The sequence below is a fragment of the Bradyrhizobium sp. 179 genome, from assembly GCF_023073535.1.
Lineage (GTDB): Bacteria > Pseudomonadota > Alphaproteobacteria > Rhizobiales > Xanthobacteraceae > Bradyrhizobium.
This window is the reverse complement of record NZ_JADPJR010000053.1, coordinates 16848-37660: the sequence shown is the minus strand read 5'-3', so window position 1 is coordinate 37660 and position 20813 is coordinate 16848. Positions and strand designations below refer to the sequence as shown.

23 protein-coding genes, 1 tRNA gene and 1 pseudogene are annotated in these 20813 nt (G+C 63.1%); 15 read left to right on the top strand and 10 right to left on the bottom strand.

All coding sequences use genetic code 11. The features are described 5' to 3' along the window. Positions 1 to 78: 78 nt before the first annotated feature. Together IVB12_RS11790 and IVB12_RS11785 are read right to left on the bottom strand one after the other, a co-directional pair. The gene (locus tag IVB12_RS11790; RefSeq protein WP_247299014.1) at positions 79 to 738 is read right to left on the bottom strand and encodes a DsbA family protein; all 660 of its coding nucleotides are present in this window, start codon (positions 736 to 738) and stop codon (positions 79 to 81) included. Positions 739 to 836: 98 nt separating this feature from the next. Then, positions 837 to 1310: a PaaI family thioesterase gene (locus IVB12_RS11785; RefSeq protein WP_247299013.1), complete on the bottom strand. Its 474-nt coding sequence runs from the start codon at positions 1308 to 1310 to the stop codon at positions 837 to 839. Positions 1311 to 1430: 120 nt separating this feature from the next. Between IVB12_RS11785 and IVB12_RS11780 the strand changes: the two genes are divergently transcribed. After that, entirely contained in the window at positions 1431 to 1979 is a 549-nt protein-coding gene (locus tag IVB12_RS11780; protein WP_247299011.1) for a TetR/AcrR family transcriptional regulator, read from the top strand. 47 nt (positions 1980 to 2026) lie between these two features. On the opposite strand, the gene IVB12_RS11775 is transcribed toward IVB12_RS11780, so the two are convergent. Beyond that, positions 2027 to 2521: a hypothetical protein gene (locus IVB12_RS11775; RefSeq protein ID WP_247299010.1), complete on the bottom strand. Its 495-nt coding sequence runs from the start codon at positions 2519 to 2521 to the stop codon at positions 2027 to 2029. A gap of 197 nt (positions 2522 to 2718) precedes the next feature. Between IVB12_RS11775 and IVB12_RS11770 the strand changes: the two genes are divergently transcribed. Further along, a complete protein-coding gene (locus tag IVB12_RS11770) occupies positions 2719 to 3006 on the top strand; it encodes a PsiF family protein (RefSeq protein ID WP_247299008.1) in 288 nt (95 codons plus the stop codon). A gap of 99 nt (positions 3007 to 3105) precedes the next feature. After that, the gene (locus IVB12_RS11765; RefSeq protein WP_247299006.1) at positions 3106 to 4191 is read left to right on the top strand and encodes an AbrB family transcriptional regulator; all 1086 of its coding nucleotides are present in this window, start codon (positions 3106 to 3108) and stop codon (positions 4189 to 4191) included. A 2-nt stretch (positions 4192 to 4193) separates the two neighbouring features. On the opposite strand, the gene IVB12_RS11760 is transcribed toward IVB12_RS11765, so the two are convergent. Further along, entirely contained in the window at positions 4194 to 4733 is a 540-nt protein-coding gene (locus tag IVB12_RS11760; RefSeq protein WP_247299004.1) for a disulfide bond formation protein B, read from the bottom strand. Between the two features lie 158 nt (positions 4734 to 4891). Between IVB12_RS11760 and IVB12_RS11755 the strand changes: the two genes are divergently transcribed. The 9 genes and pseudogenes from IVB12_RS11755 to IVB12_RS11715 all read left to right on the top strand — a co-directional run. After that, positions 4892 to 4976 (top strand) — tRNA-Leu (locus IVB12_RS11755). 182 nt (positions 4977 to 5158) lie between these two features. After that, positions 5159 to 5461: a hypothetical protein gene (locus IVB12_RS11750; RefSeq protein WP_247299002.1), complete on the top strand. Its 303-nt coding sequence runs from the start codon at positions 5159 to 5161 to the stop codon at positions 5459 to 5461. 898 nt (positions 5462 to 6359) lie between these two features. Then, positions 6360 to 6593: a hypothetical protein gene (locus IVB12_RS11745; RefSeq protein WP_247299001.1), complete on the top strand. Its 234-nt coding sequence runs from the start codon at positions 6360 to 6362 to the stop codon at positions 6591 to 6593. A 693-nt stretch (positions 6594 to 7286) separates the two neighbouring features. Beyond that, the gene (locus tag IVB12_RS11740; protein ID WP_247299000.1) at positions 7287 to 9017 is read left to right on the top strand and encodes an adenylate/guanylate cyclase domain-containing protein; all 1731 of its coding nucleotides are present in this window, start codon (positions 7287 to 7289) and stop codon (positions 9015 to 9017) included. A 48-nt stretch (positions 9018 to 9065) separates the two neighbouring features. Beyond that, the gene (locus tag IVB12_RS38250; protein WP_276577995.1) at positions 9066 to 9857 is read left to right on the top strand and encodes a phosphatase PAP2 family protein; all 792 of its coding nucleotides are present in this window, start codon (positions 9066 to 9068) and stop codon (positions 9855 to 9857) included. Positions 9858 to 9970: 113 nt separating this feature from the next. Then, a complete protein-coding gene (locus IVB12_RS11730; RefSeq protein ID WP_247298997.1) occupies positions 9971 to 10579 on the top strand; it encodes a papain-like cysteine protease family protein in 609 nt (202 codons plus the stop codon). 30 nt (positions 10580 to 10609) lie between these two features. Further along, entirely contained in the window at positions 10610 to 11239 is a 630-nt protein-coding gene (locus IVB12_RS11725; protein ID WP_247298996.1) for a hypothetical protein, read from the top strand. A gap of 516 nt (positions 11240 to 11755) precedes the next feature. Beyond that, entirely contained in the window at positions 11756 to 12346 is a 591-nt protein-coding gene (locus tag IVB12_RS11720; protein ID WP_247298995.1) for a hypothetical protein, read from the top strand. 241 nt (positions 12347 to 12587) lie between these two features. Further along, positions 12588 to 12774, top strand: a pseudogene (locus IVB12_RS11715) (hypothetical protein); the annotation flags it as partial. Between the two features lie 599 nt (positions 12775 to 13373). Here the strand turns inward: IVB12_RS11715 and IVB12_RS11710 are convergent. After that, a complete protein-coding gene (locus IVB12_RS11710) occupies positions 13374 to 13877 on the bottom strand; it encodes a hypothetical protein (RefSeq protein ID WP_247298994.1) in 504 nt (167 codons plus the stop codon). A 371-nt stretch (positions 13878 to 14248) separates the two neighbouring features. Between IVB12_RS11710 and IVB12_RS11705 the strand changes: the two genes are divergently transcribed. Further along, on the top strand, positions 14249 to 14920 hold the full coding sequence (locus IVB12_RS11705) for a response regulator transcription factor (protein ID WP_247298992.1): 672 nt from the start codon (positions 14249 to 14251) through the stop codon (positions 14918 to 14920). Next, entirely contained in the window at positions 14917 to 16833 is a 1917-nt protein-coding gene (locus IVB12_RS11700) for an ATP-binding protein (RefSeq protein ID WP_247298990.1), read from the top strand. The genes IVB12_RS11705 and IVB12_RS11700 overlap by 4 nt, the downstream gene beginning before the upstream one ends. A gap of 135 nt (positions 16834 to 16968) precedes the next feature. Here IVB12_RS11700 and IVB12_RS11695 read toward each other — a convergent pair whose 3' ends face one another. Further along, the gene (locus IVB12_RS11695; protein ID WP_247298988.1) at positions 16969 to 17259 is read right to left on the bottom strand and encodes a hypothetical protein; all 291 of its coding nucleotides are present in this window, start codon (positions 17257 to 17259) and stop codon (positions 16969 to 16971) included. A gap of 234 nt (positions 17260 to 17493) precedes the next feature. On the opposite strand from IVB12_RS11695, the gene IVB12_RS11690 reads away from it, so the two are divergent. Further along, positions 17494 to 17718 carry a hypothetical protein gene (locus tag IVB12_RS11690; RefSeq protein WP_247298986.1) on the top strand — a complete coding sequence of 75 codons (225 nt, stop codon included), beginning with the start codon at positions 17494 to 17496 and terminating at the stop codon, positions 17716 to 17718. Between the two features lie 65 nt (positions 17719 to 17783). Here IVB12_RS11690 and IVB12_RS11685 read toward each other — a convergent pair whose 3' ends face one another. The 4 genes from IVB12_RS11685 to IVB12_RS11670 form a co-directional block, all read right to left on the bottom strand. Continuing rightward, positions 17784 to 18467 carry a hypothetical protein gene (locus IVB12_RS11685; RefSeq protein ID WP_247298985.1) on the bottom strand — a complete coding sequence of 228 codons (684 nt, stop codon included), beginning with the start codon at positions 18465 to 18467 and terminating at the stop codon, positions 17784 to 17786. 84 nt (positions 18468 to 18551) lie between these two features. Continuing rightward, positions 18552 to 19262, bottom strand: coding sequence for a hypothetical protein (locus IVB12_RS11680; protein ID WP_247298983.1), 711 nt, complete (start codon positions 19260 to 19262; stop codon positions 18552 to 18554). A gap of 132 nt (positions 19263 to 19394) precedes the next feature. Continuing rightward, positions 19395 to 19643: a hypothetical protein gene (locus IVB12_RS11675; RefSeq protein WP_247298982.1), complete on the bottom strand. Its 249-nt coding sequence runs from the start codon at positions 19641 to 19643 to the stop codon at positions 19395 to 19397. A gap of 150 nt (positions 19644 to 19793) precedes the next feature. Then, positions 19794 to 20759 carry a nitronate monooxygenase gene (locus tag IVB12_RS11670; RefSeq protein WP_247298981.1) on the bottom strand — a complete coding sequence of 322 codons (966 nt, stop codon included), beginning with the start codon at positions 20757 to 20759 and terminating at the stop codon, positions 19794 to 19796. Positions 20760 to 20813: the final 54 nt, after the last annotated feature.

Genomic DNA, 20813 nt, shown 5'->3' with positions numbered 1-20813 from the left:
CGACGCGGTATCATGAACAAGGCGCCGTCGCGAACTCCGCGGCGGCGCCTTTGTGTCGGGTGATGACTATCGCCTGGCTCAGTTCATCTTGGCCTTGCGCGCGTCGGCAATGACCTGCTCGAACTCGTTCATGCTCAGCACGCCGGGTACGCGGTATTTGCCGACGATGAAGGACGGCGTGCCTCGGAAGCCGAAGGCTTCGGCCTGCTCGTTGTTGCGCTTGAGGATGGCGTCGATGTCCTTGGCGTGGCCGGCGAGATCGCGCTTCAGGCGGTCCATGTCGACACCGGCGCCAGCAAGAATCTCGTTGATGCGCGGCTCGGTCAGGCGCGAGCTGACGCCCATCATGGCGTCGTGGGCCTGATGGTATTTGTCCTGGAATTTCGCCGCCAGCGCGGTCCGCGCCGCCGTGACCGAGACCGGCCCGAGGATCGGCCAATCCTTCATCACCAGCCTCACCTTGCCGTCGTCCTGGACGACTTGGCGCAGCTCAGGCTCGAGCTTGCGGCAATAGGGACAATTATAATCGGACCATTCGACAATGGTGATGTTGCCGTCGGGATTGCCGGCAACCGGCGTGTCGGGATCACGCAACACCTTGGATTCGGTCAGCACCTCGTCGTCATTGACGGCGGCGCGGGCGAAAGTGATCCCACCAGCCGCCAAGGCGCCTGCCCCGATCAACGTCAACGCCGCGCGCCGCGTCGGCACTAGGCCCTTATTGCCAAATCCAGCCATATCTCGTCCCGTTTCGGTCCCATCGCTGCAAATACGATCCGCGACCGAGAGTTGTTACGGCTCATATAGAGCGTCGCGGGCGCGATGTCATCGCCATGCTATGCGTGGATTGCGGCTGGCGTTGGCGACGCCGCGTCGCGCGGCAGCATCGCCATCAGCGTGCCGGTCATGGAAGCGATCAGCGTCGCCTTGCCCTCATGCTCGGCAAAGGCCCTGGCTTCGCAGAAGGTCAGCGTGCGGCCGGGTTTGACCACCGCGGCTTTGAAGACAAAGCGCGCGCCGCGAGCAGGTGCGAGCAGCGTGGTCTTGAATTCGACGGTGAGGATGTCCGCTTGACGCGGCATCAGGGTGAACGCGGCGACGCCGCAGGCATTGTCGAGGCCTGCGGTGATGATACCGGCATGGACAAATCCGTTCTGCTGCGTGAAGGCAGCCGAATGCGGCATCGCCAGCTCCACCTCGCCCGGGCCGAGATGAATGATCGAGATACCAAGCGTGTGCATCGCCGGCTGGGCCGCGAACATCGCCGTGGCCGCAGCTCGATAATCCGGGTTTTTCGGCTTGAATGCCATCGTCGTTCACGCCTCCCCGCCTTATCCTTTTCTTCCGCCTTCGTGTTGATACGGTAGCGTATCAGAGCTCCACCGCGCTAGCAATACGGCACCGTATCAAGAACCGGCGAGGCTTTCTTCATGAGCGACGGCAAGGGCGATGTCTGGGTCGAGGCAGGGTTCACCGAGCTCGCCCGCTCGGGCGTCGAGGGCGTGCGGGTGGAGGTGCTCGCCAAGAACCTCGGCGTCACCAAGGGCGGCTTCTACCGCCGCTTCGCCGACCGCGCCGCACTGCTCGAAGCGATTCTGGAACGCTGGCGCGAGGGACGCGCCACGGCGATCGCGCAGCAGACGAGTCTCGACGGACAAGAGCCCCGCGAGCGGCTGAAAGCGTTAATCCAGCTCTATTCCGAGCGGCTCAATCCGGAGGGCATGGCGATCGAGCTCGCGATCCGGCAATGGGCCCGTTCGGATGAGGGCCCGGCGGCGGCGGTGGCGAGCGTGGATGCCGCGCGGCTCAAGCACGTCGCCGAGCTCTATCGCGCGACCGGCCTTGCCGCCGAGGAGGCCGAGGCGCAGGCCTTCCTGTTCTACTGCTTCATCTTCGGCCAAAGCCTCTTGTTCGTCGAGCGCGGGCCGCGCAAGCGCTCGCAGCTTGTGGCCAAATCGGCCGAGAAGCTGCTCGACTAAGCGAAATGGCCGGAGCTTTGCCCCGGCCATCGCATTGCTTTCGAAGCTCAGGCGGCTGCGCCCTTCAGCTTCTTGGTGCATTCGCTGTAATAGCCGCCGCCCTTCTGGATCCACTTCAAGCCGCCATTGCCATTTGTGGCCTTGTTGGCATTGTACTGGTCGACGCAGGTGTGGAGCCGCGCCTTGCCGGGGGTCTCCTTGGCGTATTTCGGATCGACCGCGTTCGGATAGATCGCAGGTCCAGCGGGCAGCGTCGGCGCGGCGGCGGGCGCGGCTTCCTTCTTCGCCTGCTTCGGTTCGGCAGGAGCGGCGGGCGCAGCCGGAGCAGCTGCGGTGGGCGCAGCGGCTGGCGTTGCGTCTGCACCGCATTGGGCCTTGCGGAAGTCATTCCACTTCATGGTGCCGAGCGAGCCATCCTTCTTGGCCGCCTGATATTTTGCGCTGCACTCCTGTGCGGTCAGTGCCTGCGCCGGCGCGCTCGCCACCAATGCCGCGACAGCCGACGCTGCAATCGAACACAACAATTTTGCCTGAATGGTCATCCCTGGGTCTCCTCCTTGGTCTTCCCGACGAAAGTGAAACGAGGATTGCTATCCTAGCGTGTCGATCGCTTGCGACAAGGATGCGATGGGTTTGCGCCGGCAAAATTTAGTCGTGGGGCCGTTCGACTCATTCATGTCGCGTTCAGCAACGCAGGCCGACGTTCCCAGCCCCTCGCAATTCAACAAGAGTGCAACACATGACCGTCACCTCCCGCCTCGCCGCCCTGGCTCTCGTCTCCTTGCTCGCCACCGGCAGCGCCTTCGCCCAGACCGCCGCGCCGGCCGCCAAGACCGATACAAAGACCGACACTGCTGCCACCGCCGACAAGAAGGCGTCGAAGGAGCGCTCGGCCGAATCGCTTGAATGCTCCAAGCAAGCCGACGCCAAGGCATTGAAGGGCAAGGAGCGCAAGAAATTTCGCCGCGAGTGCATGAAGGAAGCGAAGGCCGGCACTGCCGCCCCCGCCACCGCCGACAAGAAGTAAGTCCGTCACGATCCTCCGCCAGCATCGGTGAGAGGCACGCGCATTGCGGCATGACGAGCCTGCAATTGTGTGCCTCTCGCTGATTTGCGATAAGGTGACGTGAAGCAAATCGTCGCCTCCCTGCCGTTCGAATGGCCGAGCCGTGCCAACGTCTTGAGCACGATCGAGACGCTTGTCGTCGGCACCGCCGGTGGCCTCGTGTTTCTACTCGCCGGCCTGCCGGGCGGGCTGATCTCGGGCTCGATGATCGCGGTCGGGATCGCGGCAATTGCCGGTCGTCAGCTGATGCTGCCGCCGATCCTGACCCAGACCGTGCTGGTGCTGCTCGGCACCTCGCTGGGCTCGGTGGTCTCGCGCCATCTGATCCAGCAGGTCAGCGCCTATCCCGTCACCATCGGCCTGCTTGCGCTCGCGACGTTCTGCTCGACCTTCGGCTCGAGCTATTACCTCCAGCGCGTCCATGGCTGGGACCGCACCTCGGCTTTCCTCGCCGGCAGCCCCGGCGCGCTTTCGCAGATCACGATCCTGGCGGTCGAACGCGGCGCCGACCTGCCGGGCATCGCGGTGGTGCAGACCATGCGCGTCATCATCCTCACCGCGGCGCTGCCGATGGTGCTGGCGATCGCGGGCGTGGTGCCCTCGGCCGCACCGTCGCTGACGACAACCATTGCATCGCCGCTCGACCTCGTTGCGCTGGCCGCAGCCTCGCTGGCGCTGGCGCTGTTTCTGCGGCTGATCAAATTTCCGGCGAGCTGGATGTTCGGCGCGATGATCGCCTCCAGCGTGTTGCATGGCGCCGGCTGGGTCGAGGGCGGCCTGCCGGGCTGGGTGCGCGGCGTGGCGCTGGTCGGCATCGGCGCCCTGATCGGCAGCCGCTTTGCGCGGATGCGGATCAAGACTTTGGCCGGCCATATCAACGCGGCGCTGGGCTCGTTCGCGGTCGCAATTGCCGTTTCCGCCATCTTCGTCGGCATCGTCGCGCTCACCACGCAGGTGAAATTCTCCGATGTCGTCGTCGCTTTCGCTCCGGGCGCGATGGACGCGATGCTGGCGCTGGCCCTGACACTGCACATCGACCCGATCTTCGTCGGCGCCCATCACCTGTCGCGCTTCGTCTTCGTGACGATAGCGACACCTGGCATCGTGCACTTGTTCGGTCGTACGCAGGATGACGTGGACGATTGAGCTCAGCGCTTCGCCGTCCGCACAAATCCCCATGCAGCGATCGCGGCCATCAGCAGCGAGATCAGCACGTTGTAGCCGGCAAGCGAGAGGCCGAGGAAGCGCCACTGCACCTCGTCGCAGCGCACCACCTTCACGGTGTCGAGCCGCGAGAAAAGGTCGCCAGCGTTACCGAGATTGACGACGGGACCGGAGCAATCGGTCGGCCCCTTCCAAAATCCCCATTCGACGCCGGAGTGATAGGCGCCGAGACCGGCATTGGCGAGCGTCGACAGCGCGAGAATCGCTAGCGCAACGAGCAGCAGCGGCCGCGGCGCGCCGCTTCTGGCCCCGAGCACCGTGAGGGCACCGAGCGGGATCGCGAGGTAATAAGCGTAACGCTGCTCCAGGCAGAGCGGACAGGGCAGGATCTCCAGCACGAGCTGGAAGAACCAGGCGCCCGCGATCGTGGCCGCGGCGATCAATGTGACGAGCAGCGAGGCCGTCAGCGCGGGACCGGCGCCAGTCGGCTTGAACGCTGGTATTGCGGCACTCCGGGTCGTCACGGCAGCCTCTCTCCGATCGGTCGCGCTCCAAGCCTCTAACTCCGGCTTATGTGGCTGTCGAGAACGGCCGGGATCACTTTGGCGCGGGTTGACCCCATCCTGTCCATGGCTATAGTCCGCCGGCTTCGCGACGCCCTCATCCGAGCGGCCGACCGAGGGCCCCTGTGGCGGAACTGGTAGACGCGCTCGACTCAAAATCGAGTTCCGCAAGGAGTGCTGGTTCGATTCCGGCCAGGGGCACCAGCCTTCGCTGCTTCGCAGCTACGGCTAGGCGAGCCTGGCACCGGTCTATCCATGCGAAGCAGCGAAGGCTGTCCCGCCGAAGCCTTGGCGAAGGCGGACTGGCTCAACGTAGCGCGATCTAGCCCTTCTCCCATCCCCACTGTATAAGCCGGTAGCTTCTTCTGTAACTCGAAGGAGCTCACATGAACGATCTGCACGCGTGGCTTTCCCAGCAGCACCACGGTTTGCGGACCTTCCAAATCTTCCAGCAGAAGCTCGAGACGCTCGGCCGGGACGATCCCGCCCAGCGCGGCCTGTGCCGCCTGCTCAGCGGTGTCGTCGGCAGCTATGTCGAGGCCTTTGACGAGGCCCCGCTGCCGGTCGAAATTGCCGACACCGCTTATCGTCGCCTGCTGACGCTGGTCGACAGCCTCGATCTCCACGGAGATGGCGCAAGGCGGCTCGCCGACATCAACCGCGTCGCGGCCTGCGAATTGTGGCGGTGATCGGCAGGACGAGCGTGCACGCTTCCATTGTCAAACAGGGCGAGGCGCGCCTGTACAGCCTCGCGACGCATGACGCCCGAGTCTTGAGCTTCTCTTGACGCCCCGTCCTTGGAAAGGGCGCAGGGAAGACCGAGTGCCGGCTGGCACCCGCGGTCCGCTGTGCGCAAATTGCGCGAAGACAAATGCACAGCGGCATACAGGGCAGCCTGGACATCCCGGCCTTCCCTGCGCAGTGGTTTGACGGCTTATGGCGCGCTCTCCCCGGGGAGCGATGCACTATTGCCCCCGTCGCCTTGCGAGATAGCTGATGCGCTCGCCCGGTCGGGCCGCAACATCACCGCAAGCCTTGACGCACAGACCCCGGGCGCCAGGACCACACGCTTTTGCCGTACGCGAACCGCACCTGTCGTGCGCGCGCTGCTCAACCGCTCACGGGCCAAGCCCGCCCTGCGATTGCCTGCGCGCCGATGCGCTCCACGCCCACCGCCACCCCGCCCGCGTATCGTGACGATCGCGAAACGCCCCTTATCCATGGACCGGGATGGCAGATCACATACGGCATTTCCGAATTTCTGTCAATCAGAATTTAAGCGACCGAGCTCCCGATTTCGCTGCACCCGGGCGCGGCGGCGATCGCATGTCCTTCGCGGCGGCCGCAACGCGCGCCTTGTCTTCCAGACGACGCTTCTAATGGTGTCCTCGGGATGCAGCTAAACGGCACCTGCGCTTTGAAGTCGCTGCCGCGCTCTCCGTCCGGGTCCTGAGCGCCAGCCCAGGGCGGGTCGAAGCATGCGCGGCTGGGAAGCCACTCCTCAATCCCGCCCTGCATGGCGTTCGACTTCGCTTCGCCATTACCTATATCGTGCGGCAACGATTGCTGAAGCAATGAGCAGCTTCGATGGCAAAGAGACGCATGACGGAAGCGGACACCGACGACCTTCCCCGCTACTTCGTCTGGGTGCGAGGCCTGGAAGGCCCCGAGCCGCAGAAATGGATGACGATGGAGTTCGGCGTCGGCGAATGGAAGCGGACGCTCGTTCTGGCTTATCTGGAACTGCCGGAAGACGAGCGGCCCCTATCCTTGTCGGTGCTGGCCCGGCGCTATCCGCCGCCGCGGGTTGATCCTTCGTGAGCCGGGCTACGGTGTGTCCTCATAAGCGTCGGCTCCGCAAACCAGAGCGGAAGTCACTCCGCTTGAGCGTGATCGGCGGCCTGTGATCATGAACACGCCCGAATGTTATATCGTGATGGTCACTTGCGGCTCGTCTCGGGCGATTGTCGTTTTGATAGTTCGGAGCTTGTTAGGCGGCGCACCGGCGCGTGCTTGCGTGCGGCAGACAGCCGCCGAGGCGAAGCCCCCGCTCGACCTGCCGATCTGGCCGGCATGGAGCCGACGTTTATCCTGAGCGCTGAATTGGACCCCACCAGCTTCGCCTGGCTCGCGCTGCGCCGCCACTTCCTTTCCGTGGCATCACACTCCAGAAGGCAAGCCGTCCATTTTCAACCGCAAACGGTTGTAACGGTGCCACTTTACGCTTCAGCCATCGCGTTTGATTTCGGTAGCGTCCCGACGAAATTGCGTCTAGGCTATTTGTCGATTGGTTCCAAACGACGAGGCTCTGTTCGGCGAAATTGTTGAATCCGCGGACGAGCGCGACATTCCTCGCGAGGATCAATGAAATCAGTGCCTTCGTGCGTTGCTCCATGTTCGCCGAACACTGCCAATGACGGCGGTACGACGACGTTGAGCAGTTGCGCACAGCAGGACTCTGATCCCTCAATAAGCGCTGTCCCCGAGTTCGAAAGACCTTTCCGAGCCGTTCTTGTGGCTGACGTGGTCAGCTACACTCGGCTTATGGAAGCTGCAGAGGTCGAGACGCATAGTCGTTATCGGGCTCTTCGTGTGGGCGTAATAGACCCTGCCTTGGTTGGTCGCAGAGGCGAGATTGTCAAGAACACTGGTGACGGCTTCGTCGCGGTGTTCGAAAGCCCGCTAGATGCCCTCCGCTGCGCCTCTGAGCTGCAGCGGGAAGTCACTGGGTTTGAGGCTCAACAACCTCCCGAGCGCCGCATCGCTTTTCGCATCGGTGTCCATTGGGAGCCGGTTATCTTTGATCTGAACGATGTTTATGGACATGGCGTCAATATCGCAGCACGCCTGCAATCCGTCGCTCCCGCTGGCGGCGTTGTGGTCTCCTCGGTCCTCCTACGGATGGCCCCCGACCTGAGCGAGTTCAAGTTCGACGATTTGGGTGAACTCCATCTCAAGAACCTGTCGCGGCCTGTTCATGCCTTTCTCCTCCTCATGCCGGGAGTAGAGCGCAGCACAGTGCTTGGCGCTTCTAGCAAGCCCTCGGGGCGCGCCAAATTACCTTCCATAGCCGTTCTTCCGTTCACGAATATCTCCTCGGAGGTCGACGACAGCTATTTTGCCGAAGGCTTCGTCGAAGATATTATTGTTAGCCTGAGTAATATTCAGGAGCTCCTGGTCGTATCACGTGGGTCGACAATGCCGTTCCGTCGGCGAGCAATCGATCCCATTGAGGTGAGTGAAAAGCTTGGCGTTCGCTATTTCGTCAGCGGTCGCGTTCGCCGCTCGGGGAAGCGGATCCGGTTCTCGGTCGAATTGGTCGATGTCACCTCCGGATCCGTAGTGTGGGCGGAAAATTATGACACGGATCTTGCTGAGGTCTTCGGTATACAGGACGAAATCGCCACGAGCGTCGTCGAGAGAATCGCCGCTTACGTCCGCCGGGCAGAAGTCAAACGTGCTCTGCGAAAGCCCCCCAAGAGCCTGAACGCATATGACTATCTCCTCCGCGCGCTTGACCTGCTCTACAAATTTGATTTCGCAAGCTTTTCGCGAGCCAGGGAACTACTCGAGAAGGCCATAGAGGAAGACCCTGAGTACGCGGCGCCATACGCGTTCTCTGCGAAATGGCACAATTTCAACATCGCAGAAGGCTGGTCGTCAGATTTTGATGCGGATTCGGCTGCGGTGATCCGGCTGTCCAATTGCGCCATCGAAAGAGACCCGCACAACGCTCTCGCGCTCTCGATCCAGGGGCACGGGAAGAGTATGTTCTTTCGCGACTACGACAGCGGATTGGATCTGTGTGAGCGTGCTCTCGCTATATCGCCCAGCAACTCGTGGGCATGGGTGTTCAGTAGTGGGACACCCGGCTTCATCGGCGATGCTCCAACCGGAATTGCCCGGGCGGAACGCGCTATCCGGCTATCGCCGCTTGGCCAACAGGCCTTTTTCAATTTCTGCCTGCTCGGCCAAAATCATTATCTGAACGCAGCTTTTGATGATGCCATTCGCTGGTCGAAAAAGTCTTTGAATCTCAGTCCACGTTTTGGAAACGCCGCACGAGTCTTGGCCGCCAGCCTGGTCGCTGTTGGTCGCGCGGATGAGGCGCGGCAAGTGTCGCTGCACCACAAGCGGATCCTGCCCGCCTTTAGAGTATCGGACTACGCACGCCGTTGTCCGTTCAAGGAGCCTCAGGCGTCTTTGTATGTAGAGCGTTTAAGAGCAGCTGGGTTGCCGGATTGAAGGGGCAGGAGCCCAGCTCAGGTTGTTAGCCCCTCGATGGAGAGCACCATGACTGATGTCGAAGGCGGCGGAGGTGGAGGCGGCGGAGGCGGCAACGGTTCAGTGAGCGGCGGCTACGTTGGCGGCGGAGTCCCTCCACGTCCCTTCCCGATCTTCGAGGGCCTATGTCCCATCCAGCCTGACCGCTTGAATTACGAAGCGACATTCCCCGAATCCGCTTGGCGGCCTGACTTTTTTGCTCAGATAGCATTGGCCGAGTTCGGCAAAACTAATTGGCAAAGCATAGATGTCAGGGGTCCGCCGACCAATCACGCAGTCATTTTTGCGGAGATCGAGGAGCTTCTTGGGCCGGCGATGGATGATCGCGACGATTTGGCAAATGAAATCATTGACCAGGATGTCAGACTTGTCGGCTATTTTGCGCAGGTCCTCATGCTCTCGCCGTCCGCGCATCCAAATACGATCAAGATCATTGAGATGGCTGACCATGTCGGGCTGATGGTCGCCGTCTACTATAAGCTCAAGTTCAATCGTGGGCGGCCGCAACAGGTGTGTCCAGCGCTTTTTCCAATGATTGCCTCTCCCTGGCACGCCTCCTATCCAAGCGGACATTCGCTTGAGGGCCACCTGATGGCGTTGTCGCTGGGAGAGATTATGCCCGGCGCTAAGAGCGCACTGATGGCACTGGCCGCGCGCATCGGAAGGAATCGCGAGGTCGCCGGCGTCCACTATCCAAGCGACACCGCAGCCGGGAAGGAAATTGCTGAATCCGTGTTTCCGTACCTCAAGGAATGCACCACTTTTAGCGCGGTCCTCGATGCGGCAAAAAGAGAGCACTGAGCGTAGTACAAGGTCGCGCAGCCGAATTTGCATCGTTGACTGTGCGACGAAGCACCACGCGACGAACAGAATTTGAAATTTGACTTATCGATTTCAGCCTCGAGGGGATTGCCATGGGCGAGTTGGAGGAAGTTTCCGTAATTGACAGGACGCGGATTCCGCTGGACCTGGGCTTTGAGGAGCCGGAGCTGGAGACGACAACCAAGGCGCTGCATCCCAATTTTACGATGCAGCAACAGTGTCACAACTACTGGTGCTGGGCAGCCGTCGCTTCCAGCGTCTCGGGTTTTTACGACGAGGCGAGTCCTTTCACGCAGTGCCTCATCGCCAATCTCGTGCTTGACCGGCAAGATTGCTGCGATTTCGCTTGCGGCGTTCCGAACTTGCAATTCGATGTGCCGCACACGCTTGGGTCACCACTCAACCAAGTCTGTTGCCTCGGTAAATTGGCCCTCGACCACCGCGCTACACGAATGGAGGTGCTGCAGGAGATCAACGCAGGCCGGCCACTTTGTGTTCGTACTGTCTGGTCTCGTGGAGCGGGAGGAGGAGGAGCGCATTTCCTCGCGATAGTTGGATATCTGCCGGACACTGACAGTTTGATCCTTGAGGATCCCTTTTACGGCCCGACACCCGAGATCAATTATGACCGATTTTGCACACTGTATCAGGACGCGCGCGGTGTTTGGACGGATTCCTACTTCACGAAGGCTCCCGATTAGCAAATCGCCTCTACGGAAGGAGAGAACGAGATGCCAATTCATCCCAGCGATCCTCCGGCGGCTGCCGTCGAAGCCGTAAGGCGAGCAGTGGCCAACCGCGCCGGCAAATCGAAATTTCCGCGGTCCAACCTTTCCGTTGCAAACCCCAACGCGGTCTCCATTTCCATGCCGCATCGGATCGCCCATCTGCCGCTTGGCAATATCCATCGCGCAGCCAACCTCAGAACGGCCGCGGTACTAGGTAACTGGAGATTTCTTGTTCATGAGACGAAGCGGCGCATCGTCGCCGACAATGATGGACGAGAGGAGCCCGTGCCAATTGCCGCTGCCACAATGGTCACGTCGGCAGCGGGGACGTACGAACTGGGTGAGCTGAACGAAGGGTCGTTCGTGGCAGCGACGGAGGAAGGGATTCGCCGTGCCGAGAAACTCCCCGAGGTTCAGAAGGGACGCTTCGAGGCTCTATTGCTCATCGTGCCGGCGGTTTACGTAGTAGCGCTCTGGCTGCAAGATCGCGATGGCGATGCGGACCTACTGCTGACGATGCCGCCCTCGAACCCGGCGTTGGTGCCGTACCGGCCAATGACGTCGCCCGCATTCCTCGACATCTTGCACAAGCTTGCTCAGAAGGTCCCTTCCGATGACGTTACGAGAGGGTGACCGCGGTCGGTCCCCTCTTTTCGGGTGCCATGATCGAAATACCGAGAGTGCCGGCGCAACGGGCCCGTTGCCTCAAATATGCTAGCCTTCATTGGACGACTCCAGGAGTCGACGCGATGAAGTGGGCAGCTTCCCCCGATATCGTGGAGGAGGTCACGAGAACGAACCAATTGATCCTCTCTCTCTCGCCAGTGTTGAAGAGCCCAGCGTATTCGGGGCTGTATCCGTAAGCTCGCAGGTCCCGATTGCAACCATGGTGAAGGTGTACAAAGGCGATACGTATATCTTTGCCGTCGCGATGCAGAACTCTCCGTCGACAGCGCGGATTGCGGTCAATGACGTTCACCAGACCACCGCTCGCGTCGTCGGCGAGGATCGTAGAAGGCATCGCCTGGGCGAGAGCCGACTACATGCTTCTGCGCTCTGCGGATAATTACTTGTTGCCCGGCGCCCTTTCGAGATCGGTCGATCTAATGGACGATCATCCTTCTGTCGCGTTCATCTTCGGAGGCGCGATTGTTTTTGACCACAACCCGCGTTCTGTCCGGACTTGATTTCATTGCACTTAGCGGCGCAAGAAACATTGTGCTGTCATCAACTGTGGTGGTTCGCACCAGCCTACAGAACAGATTGGGCGGCTATTTGGCCGACTTACCCTACGCCTCTGGTATGGAAATGTGGTTACGGCCCGCCGCACACGGCGACGTCGGGGTCATCGCCGCTGACCAAGCCGTCTATCGTGCGCACGCGGGCAATATGTCAAGTGAGCCTTCGCGGGAGCAAGATCTGCTGCAACGCAAGCCCGCGATTGAACATTTCCTGAATAATAGCGCGGCGAGGCTCACAAACGCTGATCATCTTCGCGCCCGGTTGCACCACGTATTGGCACTTGAGGCGGTCGGCCGCGCCAGCGCTGCCTTCAGCGAAAGAGCGATGGAAAGCTCGGCAGACCTTTCAAGACTTGCGGTGAGTTTTGATCCGAATGTTCAACGAACCCGTCGTTGGTGGTGGCTCGCCTGCAAGCGGGTTCTCGGGTTGCGAGGATGGCAGCGGGTCCGGCCTGCAGTTGAATGGCTCATATCTATCTCGCGGAACGCGCGCCGCTGAGAGGCTGCCAGAGCGACTGGGGCGTTACCCGCTTCTGGCCAATCAAAGATGTGACGCGCCATCTGGTGAAGGCCCGCTCGTTGGACATAGCGGGCTAGATTGCTCACCCTGAGTTCCCTGCGCCCGTGAAAGGCAGCCCTTCGCCATTGAGACCGGATGACGGGTGCGCTTTATCTTGGAACGAAATTTAATTGATTTAATTGGGTTAATGTGATTTAATCCGCCATTGGGAGACAACGCCATGCCAGACCAGGACGATGACCGACGCGACTTCCTAAAGACCTGCGGAAAGTTCGCCGCCGTGACGCCTCCGGTCATGACGCTCCTGCTGTCGACGTCCCTCACGTCGGATGCCATTGCAAGGTCTGGCGCCGGACCGGCCGGCCCTCGTGGCAACAATGGCTATGGCAACGGCGCCCGACGGCAGCCCCAACGGCAAGGACGATAGCAATTTTTGAGCCGGCGCACACTCGCCGGAAGGAGACACAATGCAGTCCAGGCGCCGCGACGTTGATTGGCACTTCGCCTCTTTCATCGTTTCGCTAATCTGGCTTGCGATCGTTGCTGCCGGGCTTCTCGCTGTGCTTTTCCGAGGGCACTCCTGAATTCCGGACCTCCGCAGCCTAAACGATCTTGCAGCGGCGAGTTTAGCTGTTGTGTGCGGTTTGGTAATCCCTCATGCTGCGCTAAGGCGGCGGAGGAGTCGCCGTGTAAAACGCTGATCCTCGTTGTCGGGTCGAACCCACCCAGAAGTAGTGAACGAAGCACTTACCGGTGCTGGGACCGCCGCTGCAATCATCTGACTGGCCCACCTGAAACATGCCCACGCATGGTAACGATCTCTGTTTTTAGGGGTAGTGCGGAAATTGGCGGCGCCCAGCCAAACCGACGCGAATGACCCTAAGCTGACTCACGCTGCGCAAGGCTAGGAGCCAGGGATGGCCCTGACGGCAGTGCAGGATGTTTCTGCTTTCCGTGGAGCCATCTGAACTGAAACGTTCGCCCCAACCCGGAGCCGACTTTTGCTTCAGCGCCAACCCGCTGCTATCGCCACGCTGCTGCAATATGCCGAGGTCTCACCCGACCGCCAGCCAACAAGGCGTCCGGCTTCCTTGCATTCCTCGTAGCTCCTGTAGTTGCCGATGTTGCGGCACGTTGCCGAGTACACGCCGCCCGAAACGTTGCAGCCAACCCAGGGCTTGTCGCCCGATTTGAAGCTCGATTGGCAGCCGCCGACGCAGTTGTTGGTGGTAGCGGCGAGCTTAGCAAGCTTGGCGGCATCCGAATTCGGCGCGGCTGTTGCCGAGGCAGGAGAGATGGAGGCGGACCTGCTGCTGCGGGCGACCACACGATGCGCAGGCTTAGACCGCATTATCTGCTTGGGCGCTTCGACGGTGACGATTGGAAGATGAATGTCGGCTCCGGGCGGCGTCGGTTGCGACATGGCCGTGCCGCCAAAGGCGCACAGCATCAGCGTGATTGACGAGACGGCGAAAGCGGGCCGCGCAACCCTGTGCAGCGACAACCTCATCACTACGTCCTCCTCGAAGCGGGACGGTCAATTCCGTCCCCGCGTGACGATACCATCTTCGCATTGAAGCTGAAGCATTATATTTGCACAACCGACCTTCATTCGGATGTCCGGTTGTGGCCCAACTCGGACGTCTGGTGAGCTGCCGGAATGGGCCGGTGCCAGAGGCAGAGCGGACCGCATCCGCGGCCTGAGCGCAGCGCGGATGATGAGCACGCGCTCTGGCTTAGACGCAATCCCAAAACCGCCTATCTGCGCCTGACGCGCGACCGAGTTATTGCCGCCCCCATGATTATGGGTGTCACGCCGTCCGTGCTGCGGTTAGACTTGCCTCGCGCCGCGGGGGACACGCGGGTCGCGGGACGATAAACATGAGCGAACAGGGCGAGACGGGTGAGGCCATCACCATCCTCCTCGTCGAGGACGACGCGCCGACCTGCTGGCGGCTCCACGACGCGCTGGTCAAGGCCGGCTACGAGGTGCGCAGTGCCGGCACGCTCGGAGAAGCTCGCTCCGCGTTCGGGATGGCGGCGCCTCGGGTGCTGCTGACCGACCTCAGGCTTCCCGACGGCCACGGCATCGAGCTGATTCGCGAAACCCGGCAGCGCTTTCCCGACAGCGAGATCATGGTGATCTCCGCGCTCGGCGACGAGGAAAGCGTGATCTCGGCGATCACCGTCGGTGCCACCGGCTATCTGCTTAAGGATGCCTTTCCGACCGACATCGCCACCACCGTGCGCGATCTGGTCGCCGGCCATTCGCCGATCTCGGCCTCGATCGCCCGTTTCATCGTCCGGCGTACGCAGAGTTCGGCGGAGCCCTCGCCCGGCCCCCTGCTCAACACGGCTAAGCTGACCCCGCGGGAGATCGACATCCTCTGGGGCATTGCCAAAGGCTTCAGCTACGCCGAGATCGCGAGCCATCTCGGCCTGTCCAGGCAGACCGTGCCGGGCCACATCAAGAACATCTATCGCAAGCTCGAGGTGCACACCCGCAGCGAGGCGGTGTTCGAAGCCGTGCAGCAGGGCTTGATTAAGCTGTGAGCGAGATCGCGGCGAAGACGCTCACGCGGCCGCGGCGCCGGCTGATTGCGTCGCGCCTCGTGCCCTATCTGCTGCTCCAGGCCCTGATCGTCATCGTCACCATCCTTGGGCTCCGGCTGCTGCAACCCAGCGATCCCGAAGACTTCGCCGTGAACGATTTCTCGGCGCGCGAGGATGGCACGATGCGGGCGGTGACGCTGCCGCATTTCACCGCATCGCGCTATTCGCTGGCCGACCCACCGCTCTACACCGCCACCTTCACATTCCGGCGGAGCGATGTGGGATCAGGATGGTCGGTGTATCTGCCGCGGTTCAGCAACGCGGTGGAGGTCGCCGTCAACGGCGTCGTGGTGCTGGATTCCCGGCGTGACGCCAATGCCAACCGGCCGGACCGCAACACGCCGCAGATCGCGGCGATTCCGTCCGCGCTGCTGCGCGAGGGCGCCAACGACATCACGGTGCGGCTGTTCGTATGGGGGCCGCTGAAGGGCTTTCTCGACACCGTCTATGTCGGACCGGACGCCGCCTTGCGTCCAGCCTACGAGACGCGCGCGTTGCTGTTCGTCACGCTGCCGGTCGTGTTCTCCGCCTGGCAATCGATTCTCGCGGTCATCCTTGCGATCATGTGGTTGATGCGGCGCCACGAGCCGGTTTACGGCGTGCTGGCGGTGGCGATGGTGCTCGGCGTGGTGCAGGCATTCGTGCCCCCACCGGTGCCGCCGGCCACCACGTCGCGGCTCGCCGCCGTGCTATTGGCATCCGCACCGATGGAGAGCGCGCTGATCGTCGTGTTCGGCATGCTGTTCTTCGGCTGGCGCTGGCCGCGCTACGGCACGCTGCTGTTCGTGCCGGGCCTCATCGTGTTCGTGGTCGGGCTGATCGGGGGCCCGCCGCTGCCGCGCATACTCTTTCTGGTGCTCGGCATTCCCACGGTCGGGCTTTGCCTGTTCCTGATGGCGTGCGTGACCGCAGCCGCAGTGGTCCGGCGCCAGGACGCGGCAAGCTTCACGATTGGCTGCGCCGTGACCATCGTGCTGGTCTGCTGGGTCCAGGACATGCTCACGGTGCTCGAGATCGTGAGCAACGATCGCATCTTCGTCTCGCGCCTGTCCTACTCGGCGATGCTGGTTGCGATCGGCGCCGGGCTGACCTGGCGCTTTGCCCGCGCGCTGAACCAGGTCGACAGCTTTGCCGGCCAGCTCGTCGCACGGGTGGGCGAGGCCGAGGAGCGGCTGAAGGCGAGCTTTGCCCGCGAGGAGGCGCGCGCCCGCGCCGCCGCGCTCGCCAACGAGCGCACGCGGCTGATGCGGGACCTGCATGATGGCCTCGGCGGCCAGCTCGTCAGCATCGTCGCGCTCTCCGAGCGCGGCCACGAGGGCGCGACCATCACGGAGGCCGCTCGCGCAGCACTGAAAGATCTGCGTCTCGTCATCGATTCCATGGACGACATCGGCGGCGACCTGATGCTCGCGCTCGGCTCCTGGCGCGAGCGCGCGACGGCGCAATTGCGCCCGCACGACATCGCGCTCGACTGGCGCGTGGCAACGCCGCAGGGGCTGCCGCTGCATCCCGAACTGCGGCCATGGCACGTCATCCAGATCGTGCGCATCCTCGACGAGGCCGTGACCAACGCCGTCAAGCACGCAGAGGCGCGCCACATCGCGGTCAGCATCGAGACGCTCGACGACGGTCACGGGCCGTATGGCGTGATCAGCGTGACGGACGACGGCAAGGGTTTTGCGCGGGCCGACAATTGTGCGAGCGGCGGCCAGACCGCGCGGGGCTTGCGCAACATGCGGAGCCGCGCCGCACGCTGCGGCGCGGTGCTCGATCTGAGCTCGGACGCCTCAGGCACATGCGTGCGGCTGCAATTGCCGCAGCGCTTTCCCGACAGCGACGCGGCTGCGGGCTGAAAGGCCCCCTCACCGAACGTGTGGGGCGCACGGAGAGAGGGGACGGGCCGGGTGATTGGCTCTGCAGAGGACGGGGGTGTTCGTCCGCAGGGCTGTCGGCCCGAAGCAATGCAATCAAATCAACCGAATTGACGATCAGCGCACCCCAACGCGATTGACCGGGCCGCCGCGGTTCATCGGCGTTCCTGCGCGCACGCCGACACCGGGCGCGCCGACGCCGGGTGTCGCGGCCGCGGCCCGCGCAACCGGAGCTCCCGGCGCAACCACCACTGCCGCAGTCGGCCGCACCACGCAGCCCTTGGGCACGCCGACCGTCTTGCAATAGACCACGGCCTGTGCCGGGCTCGTGCCCAGCGACACCATCGCCGCACCCGCCAGCGCCATGATCGTCAGCCCGGCGCTCAGCGCTCCCGCTCTTTTCGACATCTTGCTCTCCCGCTCCCGTTCGGCGTCCCGGCGCAATCACCGGGTTTCGCAACCGACGTGCAGCTCAATGGCAAAAGAGCGCGCGTGGATACATGCCATGAAGATGGGGGTGCGGCGGCCGGAAGGGCGTACCCGGTGCCATGAACATGGCATGGACCTGCGCCCGGCTGTCGCGAGATCGTCCGGCCCGCTTGATCCCAGGCGGGACCAACGACAATCCCAAAGAGGTGCTTTATGAAGATTTCGGTTCTTGCCGCGCTGCTGCTCGCCGCCACCGCCGTGTCCGCCGCTGCGCAATCCGGTCCGACGCCGCAGGAGCAAATGGCCTGCCGCGGCGATGCCAGCAAATTCTGCGCCGAACATATCGGCAAGCCGCCGCAGATGAATGCCTGCCTGCGCCAGAACAAGACCAAGCTCTCCGACTCCTGCCGCAAGGTCGTGGAATCTCACGGCGGCTGAGCCGGCCCTCAAGTCCGGGAGCGCTCCAGCAGAGCGAACCCGGACCCGGTTTCGCGGATCATGTTTTAGTCGTCATCAGGCCCGAACAGCCTGATCTGCGGGAAGCCGCTGCGCGAACGGCCGGCATAGTCGCGCGCATCGGAATCTTCGCGGATATTGCGCGCGACGTCGTCCCAATCGGTGCGGTCGCGCAGGCCGCGCGGCTCGCGGGACTCGTAATAGTGGCGGCGCTCGGCCCAGCGTTCACGCCGCTCCATTCGGCGCCGTTCGGAGGCGGCGCGCTTCACGTCGGAATCCCGGGCCTTGGCATAGGCATTGTCCGGCGAGGCGGCCGGCTCTGTCGACGCCTGCTGCTCCGCAGGCTTGGGCGCGGCTGGTGCCGGCTTGGACTGTTCCTTGGGCGGCTCGACCGCGGCCGCTTGCGAAGGTCGCGGTGCCGGCGGTGCAGCGTTCGCTTGAGTGGTTTGCGTGTCGGGCTTGGCGGGTTCGGGCTTTGCTTCGGCCGGCGCGGCAATGATCGCGCCAAAAGCTTGCGAACCGGTGAGATAATTCACGCGCTCGGACGGTGCGTTGGTTGCTGCCGGCGCGCTGCCAGCTTCGGCGCGCTGCGCCATCTTGCTGGTATCCGGCCCCTGCTTGGGCGCGACCGGATTCATGATGTTGCCGGCGACGATGCCGCCGCCAAGGCCTATGGCGATGGCCGCGACTATGGTTCCGGCACCGACGAAATAGGCTGTCGAGGCGCGCATTGATCCACTCCCTCTTTGGGGCGAGCAACGCACGTTGATTGCCAGATGTTCCTGATCCGGAAGCAGTTCCCAAAGGAACTGACGTCAGATCTGCTGCGCGACCTTCTCCAGCCCGATGATGCGGGCGAGCTTGCGCACTTCCTCTTTCTGATCGTCACGCAGCTGGAACAGCAGCGGCATCGCGGCCGACTTCAACTGCTGGACCTCGTCGCAATTCGGATCGATCGGCACGCCCGGCGCATTCGGATTGGAGAGCTTGTTCGCCGAGATCTTGCGGACGACATTGCGGAGCGCCGTCTCGACCGAGGGCCAATAATATTCCTGCGACGAGGACAATTTCAGGCGATCCCTGATGCCCGCGATCTGTGCGTCGGACAGCAGCGAATAGGATTTCTGCGGCTGCGGCTTGGCCACGACTTTCGGCTTGGCGGGGACTTCGACGGCGGGAATCTCCGCTGCGGCGGGCGCCTGGCGCGCACTTGCCTTCGGCATCGGAAAATCGGAAGGCGTAGCGGCGGCAAAGGCCTGGCGCAGCGGCTCGGTCAGCACCGGAGCCTGGGCGAGCTTATCGGCGGCGACCTGCACCGGCTCGATCGCGGCCGAGGCCAGCGCCAGCGTTGGAACCAGACGGTCGGCCTTGGCGGCGCGGTTGGCCGCGAGCGGCTTGGCCGGAGGCGTCTGCGAGATCATCTCGGCGCTGACGCTAGGCACGCTGTCGCGCCCGAGAATGGCGGTGGTGGCAGCCCCGAGGACCAGGAAACAGGTCAGGACGACGATGGTGATGGCTTTGGACAAACGTCCCTCCGCGCCCGGCTTCAAGTCCACGTGATCAGTGCCCGGAAACTGGGCGATAATTAAGGCTCAACCGTGCCATTGCGGCGGCAATCGCGCGGACTACGGCGACATCGCCAGGGAAGCTCAAGAGAATCAGGCAGCTCGCGCCAGATCGTAGGCGTCCTGGATGTCGGCCACGATCTCGGAGGCCTCCCAGACCGCGCGCGGCTCAACCGATTGCAGCGTCACGGTCCAGTTGCCGCCCCGGCGGGTGCGGGGGACGCTGACGATGTCGAAGCGGACGTTGCGGCACAACGGGTGGCGAGCCAGCGCGTGGGCCACGCGAACGCGGATTTCGTCCAGCGTCGCGGCTGTCTTGCCGTTGAGATAGTTGAAGTCCATCGCCTGTCCCTTTCGGTCCTGATTGGCGGCCGTGAGCGGATTCTTGGCGGGCGATGGTTAATCTGCCGTTAAGTGAGCGGGACGGAAGAGCGCGGGATTAACCGTGATCGGGAGCCGGCGCCTCTCTATTTCTCCGGATTTGTACGGGGACTACCGCCCGCCGGCCTCCCGATATTCCGCGCGCGTCTGCGTAACGAGATCGCCCACCGCCACCACGTCGGTCACGCCCGACGTCGAGTGCCCACCACTCCAGATGTCGCGCCAGCGTTTTGGCCGGTTCTCGCGCGCGGCGACGTCGATGTCCTTGGCGATGTCGATCGCGCCGTGCGCCGGCAGGTCGTCGGGATCGAGACCTGCGGCCACGATCGACGGCCTCAGCATGCTGGTCTGCAGTCCCGTGAATGCGGTGGTGAGCAGGACGTCGTCGGCGCTGCTCTCGACCAGCATCCGCTTGTGGCGGTCATCCGCCATGCTCTCGCGCGTCGCGATGAACTTCGTGCCCATGTAGGCGAGATCGCAGCCGAGCACTTCGGCGGCATGCAGCGCGCGGCCGTCGCTGACGCCGCCCGCAAGCACGATGATGCCGTCGTAGAATGCGCGCACCGCGCGGACAAAGGCGAACGGGTTGAGCCAGCCGGTCTGCCCGCCGGCGCCTGCCGTGAGCAGCACCAGCCCGTCCACACCGGCTTCCGCTGCACGCTCGGCGTGGCGGATCGCGGCGACATCCGCCAACACCAATGCGCCGGCGTCATGCAGCGGCTTTGCGACCTGTGCGGGCGAGCCGACCGAGGTGATCACGATCTCCGGCCTGTGCCGCAGCAGTACGGCGATATCCTGCTCCAGCCGCGCGTTGGAACGGTGCACGATCAGATTCGGGCAAAGCGGCGCCGCCTTGCGCCCGGTTTGCTCTTCGTGCTGCCGTAACCTGGTTTCGATCGCGGTGAGCCATTCGTCGAGCTGTTCCGGGCTACGGCAATTCGCGCTGGGAAAGCTGCCGATCACGCCGTTGCGGCAGGCCGCGACCATCAGCTCGACCCCCGACACCAGGAACATCGGCGCCGCGATCAGCGGCAGAGCGAGACGATCGCGGAAACGTTGCAGTCGATCCGACGGCATGCATGCCTCCCTGCGCGGGCTTTGTCGTTCCATCCCGCATTCGCTGTGCTAGCG

What these genes read in the sequence shown, in the direction of transcription:
- IVB12_RS11705 (WP_247298992.1), top strand. Translation starts at nt 14,249, where the DNA reads ATGAGCGAACAGGGCGAGACGGGTGAGGCCATCACCATCCTCCTCGTC.
- IVB12_RS11685 (WP_247298985.1), bottom strand. Translation starts at nt 18,467, where the DNA reads ATGCGCGCCTCGACAGCCTATTTCGTCGGTGCCGGAACCATAGTCGCG.
- IVB12_RS11785 (WP_247299013.1), bottom strand. Translation starts at nt 1,310, where the DNA reads ATGGCATTCAAGCCGAAAAACCCGGATTATCGAGCTGCGGCCACGGCG.
- IVB12_RS11745 (WP_247299001.1), top strand. Translation starts at nt 6,360, where the DNA reads ATGGCAAAGAGACGCATGACGGAAGCGGACACCGACGACCTTCCCCGC.
- IVB12_RS38250 (WP_276577995.1), top strand. Translation starts at nt 9,066, where the DNA reads ATGACTGATGTCGAAGGCGGCGGAGGTGGAGGCGGCGGAGGCGGCAAC.
- IVB12_RS11790 (WP_247299014.1), bottom strand. Translation starts at nt 738, where the DNA reads ATGGCTGGATTTGGCAATAAGGGCCTAGTGCCGACGCGGCGCGCGGCG.
- IVB12_RS11725 (WP_247298996.1), top strand. Translation starts at nt 10,610, where the DNA reads ATGCCAATTCATCCCAGCGATCCTCCGGCGGCTGCCGTCGAAGCCGTA.
- IVB12_RS11770 (WP_247299008.1), top strand. Translation starts at nt 2,719, where the DNA reads ATGACCGTCACCTCCCGCCTCGCCGCCCTGGCTCTCGTCTCCTTGCTC.
- IVB12_RS11750 (WP_247299002.1), top strand. Translation starts at nt 5,159, where the DNA reads ATGAACGATCTGCACGCGTGGCTTTCCCAGCAGCACCACGGTTTGCGG.
- IVB12_RS11670 (WP_247298981.1), bottom strand. Translation starts at nt 20,759, where the DNA reads ATGCCGTCGGATCGACTGCAACGTTTCCGCGATCGTCTCGCTCTGCCG.
- IVB12_RS11675 (WP_247298982.1), bottom strand. Translation starts at nt 19,643, where the DNA reads ATGGACTTCAACTATCTCAACGGCAAGACAGCCGCGACGCTGGACGAA.
- IVB12_RS11695 (WP_247298988.1), bottom strand. Translation starts at nt 17,259, where the DNA reads ATGTCGAAAAGAGCGGGAGCGCTGAGCGCCGGGCTGACGATCATGGCG.
- IVB12_RS11780 (WP_247299011.1), top strand. Translation starts at nt 1,431, where the DNA reads ATGAGCGACGGCAAGGGCGATGTCTGGGTCGAGGCAGGGTTCACCGAG.
- IVB12_RS11730 (WP_247298997.1), top strand. Translation starts at nt 9,971, where the DNA reads ATGGGCGAGTTGGAGGAAGTTTCCGTAATTGACAGGACGCGGATTCCG.
- IVB12_RS11690 (WP_247298986.1), top strand. Translation starts at nt 17,494, where the DNA reads ATGAAGATTTCGGTTCTTGCCGCGCTGCTGCTCGCCGCCACCGCCGTG.
- IVB12_RS11775 (WP_247299010.1), bottom strand. Translation starts at nt 2,521, where the DNA reads ATGACCATTCAGGCAAAATTGTTGTGTTCGATTGCAGCGTCGGCTGTC.
- IVB12_RS11710 (WP_247298994.1), bottom strand. Translation starts at nt 13,877, where the DNA reads ATGAGGTTGTCGCTGCACAGGGTTGCGCGGCCCGCTTTCGCCGTCTCG.